Source organism: Pectobacterium carotovorum, assembly GCF_900129615.1.
GTDB lineage: Bacteria > Pseudomonadota > Gammaproteobacteria > Enterobacterales > Enterobacteriaceae > Pectobacterium > Pectobacterium carotovorum.
Genome location: NZ_FQWI01000009.1, coordinates 119,549 through 137,173, shown reverse-complemented (window position 1 = coordinate 137,173; position 17,625 = coordinate 119,549). Strand labels below are relative to the sequence as shown.

Sequence of the window (17,625 nt, the reverse complement as noted above, 5' to 3'; positions counted from 1 at the left end):
CCTACACATTAAACGCCTCTTGTTTGGCAAGTTGCTCCCTGCGGTTGATACCTAGCTGGTTTGCGACAGTTTGCCAACCTTTCACTGCGCCAAGTACCTCGTCATAGATACGAGTTGCGTCCTCGCGGCTTAAGCGGAAGAAATCGATCACCTCGAAGGCCAGTGCATAGTCGAGTTCATTAGCGGTATCGGTAATATTGAGATGCAAGCCATGCTTACCCACTATCGGGTTTAAATCATATGCCGGAGATAACTTCCAGCCTTTATCAGTGAGCAAAAAACCATGATTTCTGAGGTGGTCGTCCGTGTTGGATACCGCAATATTAAACACGATTCTTCGCCATAGCTGGGCAAGGTCGGCTTTGGTTTGCGCACCGCTATTACTTAAAAATTCTGCGATTTCCAGATAGCTGGCACCGTCGGATTGCTCACCGTCATAATATTGTAGTTGCGTCATGGCCGATGAGAAATGAATCCGTTTATCACCTACGCGGTCAAAACGTTTAGTCAGGAAAGTGTGATATTCAGAAGAAAATTTGCGTATTTCACTCGGAAACATATCGACACCCGCAGCCAGCGCAAGCTGGTAACACACCATTTCCCAGGCACCTACATCAAATGTGTCGTTCTGATTGGGGAATTTGGCAATCCACAGATGACCGTCTGCATCGGTCACACACGCTTTGGGTCTGGCACCACCCAGTGATGATCCCGGAGAAATCAGCATTTTGAGCCAGCGGTAATAATCATCGCTGTCGATGTTGTCATCCCGCTCAATATTCATGGCCGCATGTTCCAACTCACGTAGCGACGCCATCGGTGGAGCGGAAAATTCGGTGTTATTGTCTAAAAAATCTTGCGATTCCGCCATCTTAAAGCGAATACCGCCCATTCGATAGGAATCGTGAACACCCAGAAGATAATCCAACTCCGTCAGTTTCGTGGTCGCTCGCAGGCCTTTTCGATATTCAATTGCAGCACGGCGCTGCATCAAAATGCGTCCCCAGCGATCGGGAGAGGAGTCCAGAAAGGCACGGAAATTTTTATCTGCCAAATCGTTATAAAGCTCCCCACTGTGCAACGCCAACAAGGGATCGATCTGCAAACGATAGCTGGATGTCAAAAAGTGTTTGTCATAAGCGAAGCTGAACACACCGCAACGGCTGGTTTCTGCAAACGTCAAATGTCCCACCAACAAAGGCGTATCAATCGGCATCCAGGACGCATACACCTCAACGATGGATCGGCTCATTTCGTGCCCTCCAACAGCTTGATATTCTGTAACTTCATGCCGACTTCATCGTAAGCAGCAAGTTTGGCAAAGTTATCTTCCATGCCCAGTACGGCCATGACCTTTAAGTAAGCCCCTATCGCCACGCCCGGATCGCCAGCGAAGATTTTATTAACGGTTTTGTGATCAAATCCCGTACGGTCGCAGATTATTTTTTTGGTAAATCCACGACGTTTGACGGCAAGCAGTAAATCCTCACCAAACGCGGTCAGTGTCCTACGTTGCTTTGGAAAAAGCACCCTGTACATGTCTCGCTTGGCCATCATCTACCTCACATAAAAATAGGACTATATTCCCAGTATTGATTTATTAATGGGAATATAGTCCCACATTGTCAGGTAATCAATGTAGCGAAGAGCAAAAATCAAACAACATGGGACTGTATTCCCATTTTTGGCGACATTATGGGAATATAGTCCTATTACCTATTCTATCTCATGTAAATGACGACAAAATCATCCCACGTTTTCATCCGTCAGATGATTGACCAATTTTTTCACCATCAGTAGGCTCGGTCATATAAACCGCCATTGAGCACAATCTTGAGAAATCCACATCAGTGAAAACAGGGAAACACAACCGTCATGCGTTACCTCGTCCTCCCGGTCATTCTTCTTGCCTTAACTGGCTGTCAGGCTGTTACCACCTTCGATAAATACGCCACGCTGCGTCTTTACGAAGTGTATGAAGCTAAGAACCTTTCCGCCTGTGAGTACAAGCCGCAGTTTCGCGACTGTACCGTAGAAAAGCGTTCTTTTAACGTCAGAATTACGGACGATAAAAGCAAAATTGCGTTAGTGGTAGGAAAACGCTATGCCTATTTCGGCTTCACGCGTGATGACTTTGCCCGTCAGACGCAGCCGCTGCGTGATTTCCTGATTTGGGCACAGGATCCGGCCGCGCAAGATAAACAGATCAAACAGCTACGCAAAGCCGGAAATGTTGGCGGAAGCCTGTTTTACAATAGCGAAGTGGAATATCAGTTCGATTACCTGCATACGCGTGCCGATGTTCCGCTGCTCGTTGTTAAACCTCATCAAACGGCTGATTCTTATGGCTTGACCGTCGAGGAAGTGGAAAACCTGCTGTCGGTGATGGATGCCTGGTATGCCGGTACGTTTACCGGGAAACAGCTGACGTAAAACTCAGTTGAGGTGGCCAGACAGGTCACGTCTGGCCGAGAGCGGCATTAGAATTTCTGCATTCTGGAAGTAAACTGGCCGCAGTTTTTCAGCATCAAATCTTTAACGGGGCGGCGGTCGTAGTAGCCTTTCTCTGTCTTGAACACTTCGTAGACTTCAATGCGTCGGGGCGAATAAGGCCCATCAAACTTGCCAGTGACATAATAGTAATTCCCCACTACGGGTTTAAACGTTACGGTGCTAAATCCGCCATTCGCCGCAATCATTCTAACTGCAATATTATTTTGCGCACTGACCCAGAATTCCCGAATCATCGTTGGCGTTTCGGGAATAGCCGGGAAGCCGAGTTCTTTATTATTGAGTTTAGTTTGGAACCCAAATGCATTATTGGTGTAGCCATTTTCTGGTGCATCAATATTAATACATCGTTCGGTAGTCGGATAAACGCGAATATAGTCGAGGTTACGATTATCGAACGTGATACCCACACGGTCAGCGCTCTGATAATCCTCCAGTTTATGACTATAGGTCGCGACCGAGCATCCGCTGAGTAATGCCACACTTATCCCAATGAGAATAATTTTCCCAAACATAACCATCCCTTACCTTTATAAAATCAGAACTTCCTGATTATTTTATGCCGTTTTTTATTCGAAAATTTATGCTCTATTACCTCACCTTAAACACTATTAATAAACGAGGCAACATGGCAATTTCTCTCTATTACACCGCTCGACGTAAAAAATCCCTGAGCCAGACAGAGATATCTGCCGTGAAGGAGATCGTCCAACGCCATTCCGTTAATGACCAAATTGAGAAATATCTGACGACCGGTGAAGGCCTGAATTGGGAATCATTTGATTTCACCCTTAACGTGAAAATCGGTAACGTATTCAGGAAGGGGATTGTGCTCTCCGGTTCAACCAAACTTCCCGACAACGGTGAAGAAGCCACTTGGGTTGGCGTACAGCACTGGTGCCAGTGTTTATCCGAAATACGCGGCGTTTTGACACACTGTGAATGGCACGTCACGGTCGACGATCGTGCTATTCCCTGGAGCCATGAGGTCAATGCCTATGACCCTGCGCGTTAGAAACGTGTGCCTCTGAAAAAACAGGAAACAGGGAGGGAGAGATGGACGACAACGACATTTACGATGCTGTCGCAACCAGCGCATACGGGCTGTCGATGGGCGCGATATGGCAACATATTGCGGTGGAGTGTCGGAGCAATCCCAGAACCTACGCCCAACGTCAGGTTCTATTTTTTACACTGCTGGAACGGCTCATCGCAGAAGGCAGAATCAAGCTTGCCAGTCAGGGAGACACTCTGCCAGGTGACCCGAAACATCAGGTCGAACGGCTCCGCAACGCCTTTCCACCTGAAATATCCGATGATGAATTTGATGATGTCGACGAATTTGGCCTCTGGTTCTTAGCCAAAGCCCCCGCAGGCGTCGTGTGGATCACGCCCGAGGGGCAAGAGATTTGGACTTAACACAAGCGACTCATTCTACCTTCTTATTCTCCGCGCCTTGGCTTTCCACCGTTTGCTCAGTTGCCGTCTTGCTATCCGCAGATTGACTCACCGCCGTATCGGCCTCTTCGGGATTGACCGAACTCGCGTACAGACGACCTTCCTCGATAAAATCTTCGTCAATGCCTTCAATATTTTCCTGATTGTCGCGACCGGAGAGGATGTTCCAGCAGGCGATGAACAGCGCCGCAATCAGCGGGCCGATCACAAAACCGTTGATGCCGTAGATTTCCATGCCGCCCAGCGTAGCAATCAGAATCAGGTAATCCGGCATTTTGGTGTCTTTCCCCACCAGCAGCGGACGCAGAATGTTATCCACTAGCCCAATTACCAGCACGAAGAAAGCGACAATGAAGATGGCTTGCCAGAGCATATCCGTCGCGAACAGGAAGACGGCAGCAGGCACCCAGATAATCGCCGAGCCCACGGCGGGGATTAGCGACAGGAACGCCATCAGCGAGCCCCACAGCAGTCTGCCTTCTATTCCTGCGATGGAGAATGCAATCCCGCCCAATGTCCCCTGCACAATCGCCACAACCACGGTGCCTTTCACGGTCGCCCGAGATACAGCAGCAAACTTCACCAGCAGATGATGCTTAACATGGGTAGAAAGCGGTAGTGATTCCAAAATCAGGTTGACTAGATAGGCACCGTCTTTCAGGAGGAAGAAAAGCAGGTAGAGCATCACCCCAAAACCAATGAAGAAGGTGAATGTCCCTTTGCCGATCAGCAGCACGCTTCCCGCAAGATATTGCCCACCTTTCAGCACAACCTGAGACAGCTCTTGCTGTATTTTGGCGGCGTTATCCAGATTGTGTTCCGCGAGGAAATGTCGCGCCCACTTCGGCAGATGCTGAATTAGCTCCGCCAGCACTACCGGGAATTGCGTATTACTGTCCTGCAATCGGGTGTAAACCCCGTTAATTTCAACCACCAGCGAGGAAACAATCACGCCCAACGGAATGAAGACGAGCAGGAAGATGATCAGGACGGTTAGCAACGAGGCAACACCGTTGCGATCGTTTAATTTTTGCCGAATTTTGCTTTTCAGCGGATGGAAGATAATGGCCAGCACCGCCGCCCATAAGATGGCGGAATAATACGGTGCCAAGATGTCAAAAAACGCCAGCGTGACGATAAATAAGATAAGGATGAAGAATCCCTTCGTAAGCCCTTTAATATTCACAACGATTTCCCCTTCGTTCAATCTGCTCTCGAAATATAGAACGAAGTGGGGCGTTTGCAATACAGGAAAAAGCCGTCGTCCGGTGAAAAGCCATCAGAAAGCGCGGCGAGGAGACGGTAAATGCTCTCACCGCGTCATCCGTGCTTACAGGCCATCCAGTCGCCGCTGGGTCGCTTGCACCAGTGAATCCGTGGTGATGTCGGCAATGGATTTAGCCCCCGTGAGCGTCATCGCTACACGCATCTCTTTTTCGATCAGGTTCAGCAGGTTAACCACGCCCGCTTCGCCCGCGGCGGCCAGCGCGTAGACAAACGCGCGCCCGAGCATCACACTGTCCGCCCCCAGCGCTATCATGCGCACCACGTCCAGCCCGGTACGAATACCGGAATCCGCCAGAATGGTGATCTCACCTTTCACCGCATCGGCGATAGCGGGCAGCGCATGTGCCGTCGAGAGCACGCCGTCCAGTTGACGACCGCCGTGGTTGGAAACCACGATGCCGTCTGCGCCAAACCTCACCGCCTCTTTGGCATCTTCCGGGTCGAGGATACCTTTGATGATCATCGGCCCTTTCCACATCTCGCGGATCCACGCCAAATCCTGCCACGAAATAGAGGAATCGAAATTCTCTGCCAGCCAGCCGATATAATTCTCCAGCGTCGTCGGCGTACCGCGATAGGCGGAAACATTCCCCAAATCGTGCGGCTTACCGTTCAGGCCAACGTCCCATGCCCACTGTGGATGCACCATCGCCTGCAAAACGCGACGTATCGCCGCATTCGGTCCGCTCATACCGGAATGGGCATCACGATAGCGCGCACCCGGCGTCGGCATATCCACGGTAAAGACCAGCGTCTTGATCCCCGCCGCCTGCGCACGTTCCAACACGTTGCGCATAAAGCCGCGATCTTTTAACACGTAGAGCTGAAACCACAGCGGCCGATCGATAGTGGGTGCGACTTCCTCAATCGGGCAGACAGAAACGGTAGACAGCGTAAAGGGAATACCCTTCTGCGCCGCCGCACGGGCAGCCTGAACCTCGCCGCGTCGGGCGTACATGCCGGTCAGGCCAACGGGTGCCAGCACCACCGGCATCGCCAGTTTTTCGCCGAACAGTTGGGTTTCCAGACTCAGGTCGGAGACATTTTTCAAGATACGCTGACGCAGCGCGATATCCGCCAGATCGGCGGTATTACGCCTGAGCGTGTGCTCACCATACGCACCGCCATCGGCGTAGTGGAAAAGAAACGGCGGCAGCTTACGCTGCGCCGCCGCCCGGTAATCCGTTGAAGCAGAGATGATCATCGTCCTTTCCCATCCTTCTTCTTGTTTGTGCCACTGTTATGGTAAGTAGCATGACCGTGGATAAAACTCATGCCGATCGTTTAAAGATCGAGATACCGGGGGCTACCACGGTGCGAGGTATCCCTGCGGGAACCTCATCACCGTGTTTCCCCCTCAATCCACACTTAGGCAAGCATCATTACCTTTGGTGAAATTGCTTTTAGTGAAATTGAAGGTACGCGACATGCGTTTGCAGATATTCCTGCAAGCCATGCTTGCCGTCCGCTCCACCCACACCGGATTTACGCCAGCCAGCATGGAAGCCCTGCATCGCCTCGAAGTTCTCACGGTTGATGTAGGTTTCGCCGAATTTCAGCCCTTTCAACGCCTTCATCGCGGTATTGATATTCTGAGTATAGATCGACGACGTCAGGCCATATTCGCTGTCGTTCGCCATCGTAATCGCCTCTTCCAGCGTGTCGAAAGTCGCGACGGGCAGCACCGGGCCAAACACTTCTTCGTGCATGATCGGCATGTCTTGTTTCACATCCACCAGCAGCGTTGGCGGGTAGAAATAGCCCGTACCACTTTCGCGCTGGCCGCCGAGCAGCACTTTCGCGCCCTGTGATACCGCTTTCGCCACTTTGTCTTCTACACGCTGTCGCGCCGCTGCGCTGATCAACGGCCCCATATCCAGCGCTTTTTTCTCCGCCGTGTTGCCGAAGGTCACCTGCTCCATCGCAGTTTTAATACGGGAGATAAACTCGTCGTAAATGCCTTTCTGCACGTAAACGCGCTCGGCGCAGTTACACACCTGCCCGCTGTTGATCACGCGAGAGCTGACAATCGCTTTCACAGCCAGATCGAGATCGGCATCGTCCATCACGATAGCGGGCGCTTTGCCGCCCAGTTCCAGCGACACCTTCGTGACGTTCTGCGCCGCCGCCGTCATGGTGGCAATCCCCGCCGCCACGCTGCCAGTCAGGCTGACCATGCCGACTTTCGGGTTAGCAGCCAGCTCTTGCCCTACCGTTGGGCCATAGCCGGTAACGAAATTGATGACGCCTTTCGGCAGACCAATTTTGTGAATGATTTCGGCGAAAATCACCGCATTATTCGGTGTAATCTCGCTCGGTTTGATGACGATGGTATTGCCAGTGATCAGCGCCGGAGCCGCTTTACGCGCGATCAGGAAGAAGGGGAAGTTCCACGGCAGAATGCCGGTCGTGACGCCAATCGCTTTGCGGAAGACGAAGATATTTTCATTCGGGCGGTCGCTCTGAATGATTTCGCCTTCATAACGGCGCGCCCACTCTGCCATGTAGTCGAGATAGTCAGCGGTGAACAGCACTTCCGTCTGCGCCAGGCCGTGCGTTTTACCGCCTTCTGCGATGATAGTGTCGGTCAGTTCGGCTTCGCGTTCGCGAATACCATCGGCAATCTTGTGCAGCCAGACGCCTCGCTCAACCGCAGGCAGCGCTTCCCAGCCCGGCTGCGCAGCTTCTGCCGCCTCTATCGCTCTCTTTGCGTCGTCAGCGGAGCCTTCCGGGATCTGTGAAATAACCTGCTCTGTGGCTGGGTTCACCACATCAATCCACTTCCCGCTTCTGTTTTCAACAAACTCACCGTTGATGTACATACGTTTTTGGGTGGTGCTCATGTCAGGCATCTCCAAAGTAGGGTTAGAGAATACAACGCATAAACGAGTTGTTAATAAAACACGTCTTTTTTGTGAAGTTTTGCCATGCTGCGCGATCTGCACTGCATTTACCTTTTCATGGCTGCCATCTCGATCTGGCAAGTGGCAAAAAAGTCATACAGAGAACGTCTGACGTAACACTTTTGCAAAGTATCGGAGAATGCAGGGGAATAACGGCAGAGTGGGAATGAGCGGGGCGGTGACAGACGCCGCATTCCACTACGGCGTCTGTCTGTGAAGCAGGGAAATATTACTGTTCGTCGACTTTTACTATCTCTTCCTTCACCTTCCACTTGCCGCCCACCAGCTCGCGGGTGGTGGCGACCATCGCCTGTTTCTCTTCGGAGTAGGCTTCCGTGGTTTCGACAATCAGGACAGGCTTATTATTGGCTATCTGGTAGGTAGACCATTGGTGCCAGCAGCAGCCGCTTTTGGTAAACGTCGTGATGGTCTTACTTTTCTCATCAATCTCGAACAGGCCGAGGTTGGAGCTGGCTAACTCGGTCAGCGGCGCATTCTGGGTAAACTGCTGCTTTTCCACATCAAACAGGTAGACGTCGTAAGACGGCCCGCCGTAAGCGCCGTTATTACCATTACGCAGCATGATATCCGCGTGGTGATCGAAGTTAGCGTCATCAATCACCAGCCCGCTGTTGTTCTCACCGTAGACCTCAACCAGATTCGCGGTGACTTCGCCCTTATTGTTCAGCTCGATGAACATATTTTCCATGTTGATACGCTGGAACAGGTCACCACGCCCTTTCTTAAAGATATCCAGCGTACCGGGGCCTTCGCAGGTTGAGTAAGAAGAGTCGAGATTGCACGTCGCCACGCTGAGAACGAAGTCCCACTGGCCTGATGCCTGAGTAATCAGGGAAATATTTTCACTGCCGGAAAGCGCCTGAATACGGGAAACCATCTCATTCCCCAGACAAACGTCATCCTTACAGCGGTCACGCTCGGCCAGCCACGTGCGCTGCTCCTGACGCGCTTGCGCTTTGTCTGCCTTTTTCACATAACCCTGATAGGCCTTGTTTAATACCGCATCAAGCTGCTGCAAACGGCTGCTGGCACAAATCATTTTTTCGGTGTCTGTACTGGCCTTGCTGCAATCCATCGCCCAGACGGACGAGGTGAAGAAAAACAGCAGGGATGAAACGGCCAGAGATAAATAACGCATGAAGTCTCGCTCCTTGAATACAGATGAAAACCTAACTTATTAATAAAAATAGATAACGGGCTATTTCTTGCTGCCATTTCCCATCTTTTTAAGAAAGCGCTGTTGTTCAACTAAAATCGCTTTCAACGTAATGCATTGATAATCAATGCCGTAACGCGGAGCAACCTCCGCAATAATTTTCGACAGCGCGGGATAATGCCGATGATTCCAGTTGGGGAAAATATGGTGGGTCAGGTGCATATTGAGCTGCCCCAGCCAGTAGCCAAGCCAGACGGGCCGAGTCGTCCAGTCCACCGTGGTGGAAAAAACGTGCTGATAGCGACCATGCCTGAATAAGCCATCTTCCGGTGCCTGATAGAACGTTCCCTTTGCCCAATGCGACCCCAGAATCAGTACGACAAAAATCAGCGATGACAGCATTTGGCTCAGCAGATAAACCAGCAACAGCGCACCGGCGCTGACGGGTGTCGGCGACAACAGCCAATAGGGGATCGCCAATGCCAGCAGAGCATGCAGCGCTTTTGATAACAGGAAAATACCCCAGCCCTTACCACCTTGAAGCGTCATATTGCGTGTCACCTGCGTTTTCCCCGCACGATCGAGCCAGTCAAAAAACCAGATGATGCAGGGGAATGTCAGCGACGCCACCATCGGCCAGTAGTAGCGCTGGGCGCGCATAAAAAAGCGAAACCGATGATAGGGCGATTGCCGCAAAACGCCATTCTCTTCGATATCCAGATCGTAGTGCTGTACGTTGACGTGCGCATGATGAAAAATCACATGCCGCACTCGCCAGCAGTCGGAATCCATGCCGAGCGGAATGCTCACCACAATATTGAGCAGACGATTCGCCCACGGCCGCCGGAAAAAGACGTTATGCGAGGCGTCATGCACCACGTTCACCGCCAGAAACATGGCGGTAAAAATAAAACCAAAGTAGCAACCAGCAAAACCCCACAGCGTCGTCTGCCAGAGGCTGAAACCATAAAACGTCAGACACAGCGCCACCAGAAACAGCATCTTGCCGATAAACCCAGCGTTGGCAAAACGGTGGTCGCCCGCTGCTGCCAGATAGTCATTCGCGGCTTTCATCAGCGCCCGATGCAATGCCAGATCGCGACCTTGTTCATAACGTAGCGGCTTCAGCGGTGCGAGCATCATTCTTCCTCTGAGCCATGTTGCACGGTACGCCGATCGTTCCCCTCACCCATCGATTTTAAAAACCGTCGCTGGCTAGCCAGTAGCTCACGATAGGTAATGCAGCGATAGTTCATGCCATGCTCGGCGGCCACGCGCCGTAAGATACCAGCTAGCGCGGGGTAATGGCGATGATGCCAGCCAGGGAAAAGATGGTGTGTCAGGTGCAGGTTTAACCCTCCCGTCCAGTGCTCAAGCCAGCGCGGCGTCGGCTGCCAGTCACAGGCGGTCGCAAAGTTGTGCTGATACCAGCCTTGAGGCATCGCCTCTGTATCGGCAACGGCATAAAACTCAGCTTCAGCCCAGTGCGTACCCAGCAGTAAAAACACCACCAGCAACGAGGCCAACATTTGACCCAGCAAATAGCTTAACAGCACGATGCCCGGGCTAATGCCGTGTGCCGCCCCCACCATGATGGGAACAACCAATAACAGCAGGACATGGCCGATTTTACTGCCGATAAAAATCATCCATCCACGGTAGCCTAACTGTACTGAACGAGCATTAACGGGGGTTTTACCCAAGCGATCGGCCCAATCAAAAATCCAGGCGATATAAGGGAGCGAGAACGCGGCCACCAGCGGCCAGTAAAGATGCTGATAACGCATGTAGGAACGGTGGCGCTGAAAAGGCGTTTGGCGGAAAACCCCATTCTCTTCCGTATCCAGATCGTAATGTTCCACATTCGGATAAAGATGGTGGAAGTCCACGTGACGCAAACGCCAGTAATCGGGATCGATGCCTAATGGCAACGTGACGATGCGCCCGACCACGCGGTTCAGTGTCGGACTGCGGAAAAAGGTATTATGGGAGGCGTCATGATTAACGATGATATTCAATAACATCGACAGCATGATGAAAGAAAAATAGCTCAGGAAGAACGCCCATGCCGCCTGCTGCACTAAACAAAGGGCATAACAGGTGATGCAGCATAAAAAGAGTAATCCGGCCTTAATAAACTGCCCGCTATCGGCAAAGCGATGATCGTGATTAGCGCGGAGATAGGCCGACGTTTCCCGCTGCAATGCCCGATGGAAAGCCTGTTCGCCCTTCGCAGGATACAGTTTGGCGGGAAGCACACTAGACATTTTCATGCTCCTCAATCAGGGGGCGTCGGCCCCAGCCGACCGCCATCGCCAGCCCGTGCAGCGCCAGCATCAGCATCGCCATCTTCCAGTAGAGCGCTTCCCAGCCCAGATAGACAAGAAACACGGCAGGGAATAGCAGCCCCACCAGCAGCCAAACGTAAATACCCCAGCGTCGTCCTTCGGAAATGCCGCCCAGCGCAACCGCCCCCGCCACCAGCAATAGGAAGAGCGCCGCCTGCGACAGATCGGCGGAATCATAGCCGTAGCCATACAGGTAGACGTAGCCCACCACCAGCGCAAACAGCAGCATTGCACCAGCAATCAACGCCATCGGCGTACAGTGAAACGTCGCCTGACGCGTACGGCGCACCGACAGTTTCAGGTACGACAGAAAAGGCAGATTACTGGCCCAAAACGGGTTTTTCGAGGGTATTTCCCGACCCGCGCCGTATCGGAAAGGCGTGTCAGGCAGCTGCGGACAAAAGCTGCCGAACAGCTTGTCCCAAAAAATAAAGGTACCGCCGAAGTTCTTATCGGCGTACGCCCGGTCGTTCACGTGGTGTACGCGATGGTGTGCCGGTGTCACCAGCACCTTCTCCAGCCAGCCCAGTTTGGGCGTCATGGCATTATGGTTAAACAGTTGAACGCTGTAATGCAGGATGGAAACGGTGACGAACACGTATAGCGGAACGCCGAGCAGCGCCAGAATCAGGAAGAACGGAATCGAAGTCAGCGAGGAATACCAGGAGTTACGCACGCCCAGCGACAGATTGAAATGCTCGCCCTGATGATGAACCACATGCACCGCCCACAGCACGCCGAAGGTGTGGTGCAGGCGGTGTAGCCAATAGAAACCGAAATCCCAGGCGAGTATCGCGAACAGCCACATCAGCACCGGCGGCCAGGTTTCCACCCAGCCAAAACTGAAATGCGCCGCGACATAGCCATAGCAAAAAATTTCCACGCTGCGAAAGAGCCACAGCATGATATGCCCTGAATTCAGGTTGAAAACCACGTCATGCCAGTTCACCGTTTCACGCTGCATCCACTGTAAAACCAGCGCTTCGCCAATCACCACAACCAGCATGAAGACAATGGGTAGTGCCAAATCGATCATGATGTCATTCCTGATGCTGCTTGTCGTTAGGCAGCGGAGCCGCTGGGGAAATGGCCTTCACCGCCTCTCGGCTACGCAGAAAGACCCATCCCGCGATCCCCGCCAGCATCGCGCCAGTCACCAGATCGATGAACAGGTGGCGGCGCAGTTGCAGGATGGAAAAGGCAATCGCGATGCCCCAGAGAAGATAAAAGCCGGTTTTCACCTTCTGCTGGCCATCGCTCATCGCCCACACCGCCAGCACCGTTAGCGCAATATGCAGCGACGGCAGGCAATTCTGTGGCGAGTCGATAAACAGCAAAAGCTGTAGCACACGCGTGGAAAAATCGTCCCCGACGACCTGCGGATACACCATCGTAGTCGGAAAAATCAGGTACACCGCGCCCGCAATCAACGCGGTGAGCTGCGTTGCCCGCCGCAACCCTGCCAGACGCGACATTGGGCAGGATAAATAGGACAGCGGCACGATGATGAAAAAGGAGAGATACAGCCAGATAGCCGAAGCGCTAAAGGGAATCCACTCATCAACCAGCGACGTCGGCAGCACTGTTCCCTGCCCCTGAAACTGCGCGCTCAGTTGATACACCACGCCGACCGTTCCCCAGCCGAAGAGCAGCGCTTTCAGCCGTAATAGCAGCGTGTGTTGAGGAAATCGCATCATGCTTCCCCCTTCAAACGGGTAATCCGTCTGCGCTTTTGCGTAAATTCCGGCGCGATCTCCCCGGCGGTGAGATGCCACAGCAGCCGCGATGCATCAATGCCCTGCAACGCAAACTGCTGCACCAGACTGTCCTGACAGGCTTCCAGCTCCGGCAGGCTACACGCGGCGGATAAATGCAGCGTCGCGTCGCCCTGCTGCACCAGCCGATAGTCGGCATGCAGCGGCAGCGCGTTAGCGATAATCCGGCTACAGAGATCCGCAAACACGGTCTGAGGCTCACCGCTGTGGTTCGGCAATCTCAGGCTGTCATCACTGCGCCCTTCAATACGGGCAATCGCCATCGTCACGCGGCCACACGCACAGGGTTCCCGCTGTTTGACCAGCACATCATCCAGCCGATAGCGCACAATCGGCTGCGTGCTGCGGGTGAAATCGGTAATGATGGGCGTAAAGCGTTCGTCATCCAGCCACTGCGGCTCAATGTGAATAAATTCTTCGTTAAGATGCAGCGTGCCATGTTCACAGGTCGATGCCAGAAAGCCTTCCGTTGCCTGATACACTTCCCCTACTTGCCCGAAGACCTGCTGCAACAGTTGCTTATCCTGCGGCTCCAGTACCTCGGCCACGGAAATCACCTTTTTGACCGCTAGCCGCAGTTCGCCGCGCTGTACCGCCAGCGCCAGCTCGCGCAGCACCTGTGTGGGGGCAACGATAATCGACGGTGACCACGCTTCCAGCCGCGCAAAATGGCCGGGAAATGGCGCAAAGAGATCGTAAAACGACAGGCTGAGCCAGCGGTTATCGACGCTGTGATACAGGTTGTTATCCGCCCGCAGAAACAGCGCCACCCGTTCACCGGCGCGTAAACCGTCCGGCAGCATTTTCGCCAGCATGCCTCCAGCCCAAATCTGCTGTTCGCGCGGGCTGACAACAAACAGACCGCGCTGGCCAGACGTACCGGACGACAGCCCGACGCTAAACCCGTTCACATTCGGCGTGAAGTCGCGATCCGCTTCGCTGCGGCGCGCGCAGGCAAGCAGGTCATCTTTCTTAAGCCCGGCGGTGTTCATGCGATCGAATTCGGCCATCATTACGGCTTTATCCATCGTCGGCCACGACGTAATAGGAAGCTGGCAGTAAGGACGAAAATAGGGACTACGCGCCAGCACCCGTCGCGCGAAGCGGGCGAGCTGATTCTGCTGATGGCGTTCAAGCGCCTGACGGGTAGTAAAACTCAGGCGTCTGGCGCGGAAATAGTGCCAGATCGTCATCAGCGGAATCATAGGTCACCCTCGTGGCACAGACGAATCTCGACCTGTCCGTTCAGGTGCAGCTGATGCAGTTGGTCCAGCGTGTGGTAATAGGCTTTTGGATCGTCCATCACCAGATTCGCCAACCGCGACGGCCCGCGACCTTCACGATAGCTGTGCGGCGACCAGGCGGCATCACTTGCCAGCAGCACCCAGCCGTTTTCGGTCAGCACAAACACGCCAAGGTGTCCGGCGGCATGGCCGGGCAACGGCACCAGCACGATCTCTTTGTCGCTACCGGGCAACGCATAGCCTTGCGTAAACGGTGCCAGCTCGGCTGGCAGATCGGTGAGCGGGAAGCTCTCAACAAACTGGAGCGCTTGCTCGAAATGTTCAGGAATCAGCGCGGGGACAAATGCCCGTTTCAACGCGGCGAAACCGCGCAGGTTCCGCGTCTGCTGCCAGCCCAGCGCCGAACAGATAAACGGCACGGAGGGGAAGTCCCGCAGCCCCGCGATATGATCGCCGTGGAAATGGGAGATGATCAGGCCGTCGATATCGGCAGGCTGAATGCCCTGCGCGTGTAGTTGGTGAATCAGCGCGTCTTTCGTTTCAAAATGCACCGGCGTCATTCTGCGGTACAGTTGAAACAGGCCGGAACGCGTGGCATCGGTAAAATGCTGAGCATAGCCGGTATCCCACAGCCAGCGCTTACCCTGACTTTCCAGCATCCAGACCCGCGCCGGAAAACGGCACACTTTCCATCCCGCACCACGCAGCGCCATACAACCCGGATGCAGGCAGTACCCTACTTCAAACGTCGAAATATTAGTCATGTCCGTCAGTGCTCCGCTGCGCAAGGTGTGTTTTGAACCAGCTACCGGTTAACTCGATACCCTGCTGGAGGGAAAAACGCGGCTGATAGCCCAGCTCTTGCTGCGCTTTCTCCGCGCTGAGCGTCATATCAAAATTCACCGCCCCCGCGCTATAGCGCGTCAGCAGCGGCTCTTTTCGGCTAAACCACGAGAACAGTTCCATACCACCGGCCACCGCGTGCAGTAACGGATACGGCACGGCCTTAACGCGATAACTCATGCCCAACTGACCGACCAGCAGTTGCTGGAGCATGTCTGCAAGGCGTGCGGGCTCATGATTGGTAATGTTGTACGCCGAACCTGAAACTAACCCCGTGCGCTGGCTGGCAAGCGCCATCGCCTCTACCACGTTGCCGACAAACGTCAGATCCAGCAGCGCTTCGCCACCGCGCGGGAGACGCAGCACGCCGCCACCCACCGCGATCTGCTCCAGAACACGCGGCAGAATCACACGGTCATGCGGGCCAAACAGGCCACGCGGGCGCAGGATGACATAGGTGGTTTGCGGGTAGCGTGACGTCAGTGCCTGAAGCCGTTCTTCCGCCAGAAATTTGGTCTGTGCATAGTGATTGGCAAAACGCACCGCACGGTAGCTTTCATCAATATTCAGGTGGTGCTGATAATCAAAGTAAATCGCGGGCGTGGAGATGTGCACAAAACGCGGGATCCCCAACTGACCCGCGGCCTCAGCCAGTCGCGCCGTTACCTCGGTATTATTCTGGTGAAAATCATCATATTGACCCCACGGTGAGGATTTTGCGGCACAGTGCCAGACCACGTCACAGCCCGCCATCAGCGTTCGAAACTGCTCTACCGACGTTTCCACCAAATCAATGCGGGCGAACTGCGCACCCTGCACTTCAAGCTGTTGCCCCACCATGCGATCGCGCCCGCAGGCCAACACCTGATGCCCGGCCTGGAGCAGCCATTCCACCGCGTTACGCCCCAGCCCGCTGGTTGCGCCCGTGACGAAGACTCTCATGGGATCAGTACCATCCCGCCCAGCGTCAACCCGGCGGCCGTACCGACCAGCATCGCGGGTTCACCCTCAGGCAGACGCTGCGTCACGATGGCATGATGCAGCGCCGTCGGAATCGAGGCCGCCACCTGATTACCGTGATAGCGATAAATATCAATCAGCCTTTCCGTCGGAATCGCCAGCCGCTTGCGCATATGTTCCAGCGACAGGTGGCTGGCCTGATGCGGAACCACCGCCGCCATCTGATCCAGCGAATAGCCGCTGGCATCCAGCAGACGTTGCAGATAGCCTTCAATCAAGGCAGAAGCCTGCCTGAACAGCCGTTTTCCCTGCATGTGGAACAGAAAATCATGTAGCTCCATCCCCGCACGCGGGTTGCGCAAGGTGCCGCCTGCGCGGATTTGACACAGTTCGCTGCCCTTCGGATAAGTTTCCAGCAAACACGCCGCAATACCGCTGCGCCCATCGCCGCGTTCAACAATGGCGCACGCGGCACCATCGCCAAAAATCAGCGACGACTCTTCGTCATCCCAGTCAATGCCGCGTGAGGCCAGTTCGGTAGAGACAATGGCAATGCGCCGATAAGCGCCGGTATTCAGCAAACCAGCTGCCACCTGAAGCGCGGAAATAAAGCTGACGCAGCTGCTGTTAATATCAAAACAGGCCGTCCCTTTTGGTAGAGACGACGCTTTTAATAAATGGCTGGCGCTATAAGGCAGTGCCTGAATCGGAATGGCAGAAGCAAACAGCAGCAGATCGATTGACGCGGGCGGAATAATTCCCCGCGCCAGCGCGTCATTTAACGCCGCCACACCGAGCTCGGCCTGGCTGGCATGATTATCGGCATGGTGACGATAGATAATGCCTGAACGGCTTTCGACATAACCGGCGGGCTTATTGAGCCGCACATCTAATTCAGCCGACGTCACCCGCTGCGCAGGAAGCGCGCTGCCGGTAGAAATAATCTTGAGTGGAACCAATCCCTGAGTAAATGCATGACTTTGCGTCTTCAACATCAATCCTTTTCAGATTCATTATCGTTTTAGCTGCACCTACGGTGCCATATACCCTAAATAATTCGAGTTGCGTGACAAAACGTTATCGTTTTGAACAACGCAAAGCGTTGGCCCGCTAGGGCGA

18 protein-coding genes are annotated in these 17,625 nt (G+C 53.8%); 3 read left to right on the top strand and 15 right to left on the bottom strand.

Going from position 1 to position 17,625, the window contains the following annotated elements:
* Position 1: 1 nt before the first annotated feature.
* Positions 2–1,252 (bottom strand): type II toxin-antitoxin system HipA family toxin, encoded by a 1,251-nt coding sequence (locus BUB06_RS17385; RefSeq protein ID WP_039474555.1) that lies wholly within the window; start codon positions 1,250–1,252, stop codon positions 2–4.
* On the bottom strand, positions 1,249–1,557 hold the full coding sequence (locus tag BUB06_RS17380; protein ID WP_039474553.1) for a hypothetical protein: 309 nt from the start codon (positions 1,555–1,557) through the stop codon (positions 1,249–1,251). The genes BUB06_RS17385 and BUB06_RS17380 overlap by 4 nt, the downstream gene beginning before the upstream one ends.
* Positions 1,558–1,875: 318 nt before the next feature.
* Between BUB06_RS17380 and BUB06_RS17375 the strand changes: the two genes are divergently transcribed.
* On the top strand, positions 1,876–2,433 hold the full coding sequence (locus BUB06_RS17375) for a hypothetical protein (RefSeq protein ID WP_010300674.1): 558 nt from the start codon (positions 1,876–1,878) through the stop codon (positions 2,431–2,433).
* Positions 2,434–2,480: 47 nt separating this feature from the next.
* Here BUB06_RS17375 and BUB06_RS17370 read toward each other — a convergent pair whose 3' ends face one another.
* Positions 2,481–3,026, bottom strand: coding sequence for a hypothetical protein (locus BUB06_RS17370; RefSeq protein WP_175552174.1), 546 nt, complete (start codon positions 3,024–3,026; stop codon positions 2,481–2,483).
* Positions 3,027–3,139: 113 nt separating this feature from the next.
* On the opposite strand from BUB06_RS17370, the gene BUB06_RS17365 reads away from it, so the two are divergent.
* Entirely contained in the window at positions 3,140–3,526 is a 387-nt protein-coding gene (locus BUB06_RS17365; RefSeq protein WP_174435958.1) for a hypothetical protein, read from the top strand.
* Positions 3,527–3,567: 41 nt separating this feature from the next.
* Positions 3,568–3,930 (top strand): DUF596 domain-containing protein, encoded by a 363-nt coding sequence (locus BUB06_RS17360; protein WP_039474547.1) that lies wholly within the window; start codon positions 3,568–3,570, stop codon positions 3,928–3,930.
* Positions 3,931–3,940: 10 nt separating this feature from the next.
* Here BUB06_RS17360 and BUB06_RS17355 read toward each other — a convergent pair whose 3' ends face one another.
* From BUB06_RS17355 to BUB06_RS17300, 12 genes are all read right to left on the bottom strand, one after another.
* Entirely contained in the window at positions 3,941–5,155 is a 1,215-nt protein-coding gene (locus BUB06_RS17355; RefSeq protein ID WP_039474541.1) for an AI-2E family transporter, read from the bottom strand.
* 144 nt (positions 5,156–5,299) lie between these two features.
* Positions 5,300–6,460: an FMN-dependent L-lactate dehydrogenase LldD gene (gene lldD, locus BUB06_RS17350; RefSeq protein WP_039474539.1), complete on the bottom strand. Its 1,161-nt coding sequence runs from the start codon at positions 6,458–6,460 to the stop codon at positions 5,300–5,302.
* A gap of 199 nt (positions 6,461–6,659) precedes the next feature.
* Positions 6,660–8,099: an aldehyde dehydrogenase gene (gene aldA, locus BUB06_RS17345; protein WP_010300658.1), complete on the bottom strand. Its 1,440-nt coding sequence runs from the start codon at positions 8,097–8,099 to the stop codon at positions 6,660–6,662.
* A gap of 289 nt (positions 8,100–8,388) precedes the next feature.
* Positions 8,389–9,318 carry a lysozyme inhibitor LprI family protein gene (locus BUB06_RS17340; protein ID WP_039474538.1) on the bottom strand — a complete coding sequence of 310 codons (930 nt, stop codon included), beginning with the start codon at positions 9,316–9,318 and terminating at the stop codon, positions 8,389–8,391.
* A 60-nt stretch (positions 9,319–9,378) separates the two neighbouring features.
* A complete protein-coding gene (locus BUB06_RS17335; protein ID WP_039474536.1) occupies positions 9,379–10,476 on the bottom strand; it encodes an acyl-CoA desaturase in 1,098 nt (365 codons plus the stop codon).
* Positions 10,476–11,603, bottom strand: coding sequence for a fatty acid desaturase family protein (locus tag BUB06_RS17330; protein ID WP_039474534.1), 1,128 nt, complete (start codon positions 11,601–11,603; stop codon positions 10,476–10,478). The genes BUB06_RS17335 and BUB06_RS17330 overlap by 1 nt, the downstream gene beginning before the upstream one ends.
* A complete protein-coding gene (locus BUB06_RS17325) occupies positions 11,596–12,720 on the bottom strand; it encodes a sterol desaturase family protein (RefSeq protein WP_039474531.1) in 1,125 nt (374 codons plus the stop codon). Before BUB06_RS17325 ends, BUB06_RS17330 begins: the two co-directional genes overlap by 8 nt.
* A gap of 4 nt (positions 12,721–12,724) precedes the next feature.
* Positions 12,725–13,378, bottom strand: a complete 654-nt coding sequence (locus BUB06_RS17320) for a phosphatase PAP2 family protein (protein WP_039474686.1) — start codon at positions 13,376–13,378, stop codon at positions 12,725–12,727.
* The gene (locus tag BUB06_RS17315) at positions 13,378–14,664 is read right to left on the bottom strand and encodes a F390 synthetase-related protein (RefSeq protein WP_039474528.1); all 1,287 of its coding nucleotides are present in this window, start codon (positions 14,662–14,664) and stop codon (positions 13,378–13,380) included. Before BUB06_RS17315 ends, BUB06_RS17320 begins: the two co-directional genes overlap by 1 nt.
* Complete coding sequence (locus BUB06_RS17310) at positions 14,661–15,467, bottom strand: MBL fold metallo-hydrolase (RefSeq protein WP_039474525.1); 807 nt, start codon at positions 15,465–15,467, stop codon at positions 14,661–14,663. The genes BUB06_RS17315 and BUB06_RS17310 overlap by 4 nt, the downstream gene beginning before the upstream one ends.
* Positions 15,460–16,488 (bottom strand): NAD-dependent epimerase/dehydratase family protein, encoded by a 1,029-nt coding sequence (locus tag BUB06_RS17305; protein ID WP_039474523.1) that lies wholly within the window; start codon positions 16,486–16,488, stop codon positions 15,460–15,462. Before BUB06_RS17305 ends, BUB06_RS17310 begins: the two co-directional genes overlap by 8 nt.
* A complete protein-coding gene (locus BUB06_RS17300) occupies positions 16,485–17,501 on the bottom strand; it encodes a 3-oxoacyl-[acyl-carrier-protein] synthase III C-terminal domain-containing protein (protein ID WP_048329102.1) in 1,017 nt (338 codons plus the stop codon). Before BUB06_RS17300 ends, BUB06_RS17305 begins: the two co-directional genes overlap by 4 nt.
* Between the last annotated feature and the right edge of the window lie 124 nt (positions 17,502–17,625).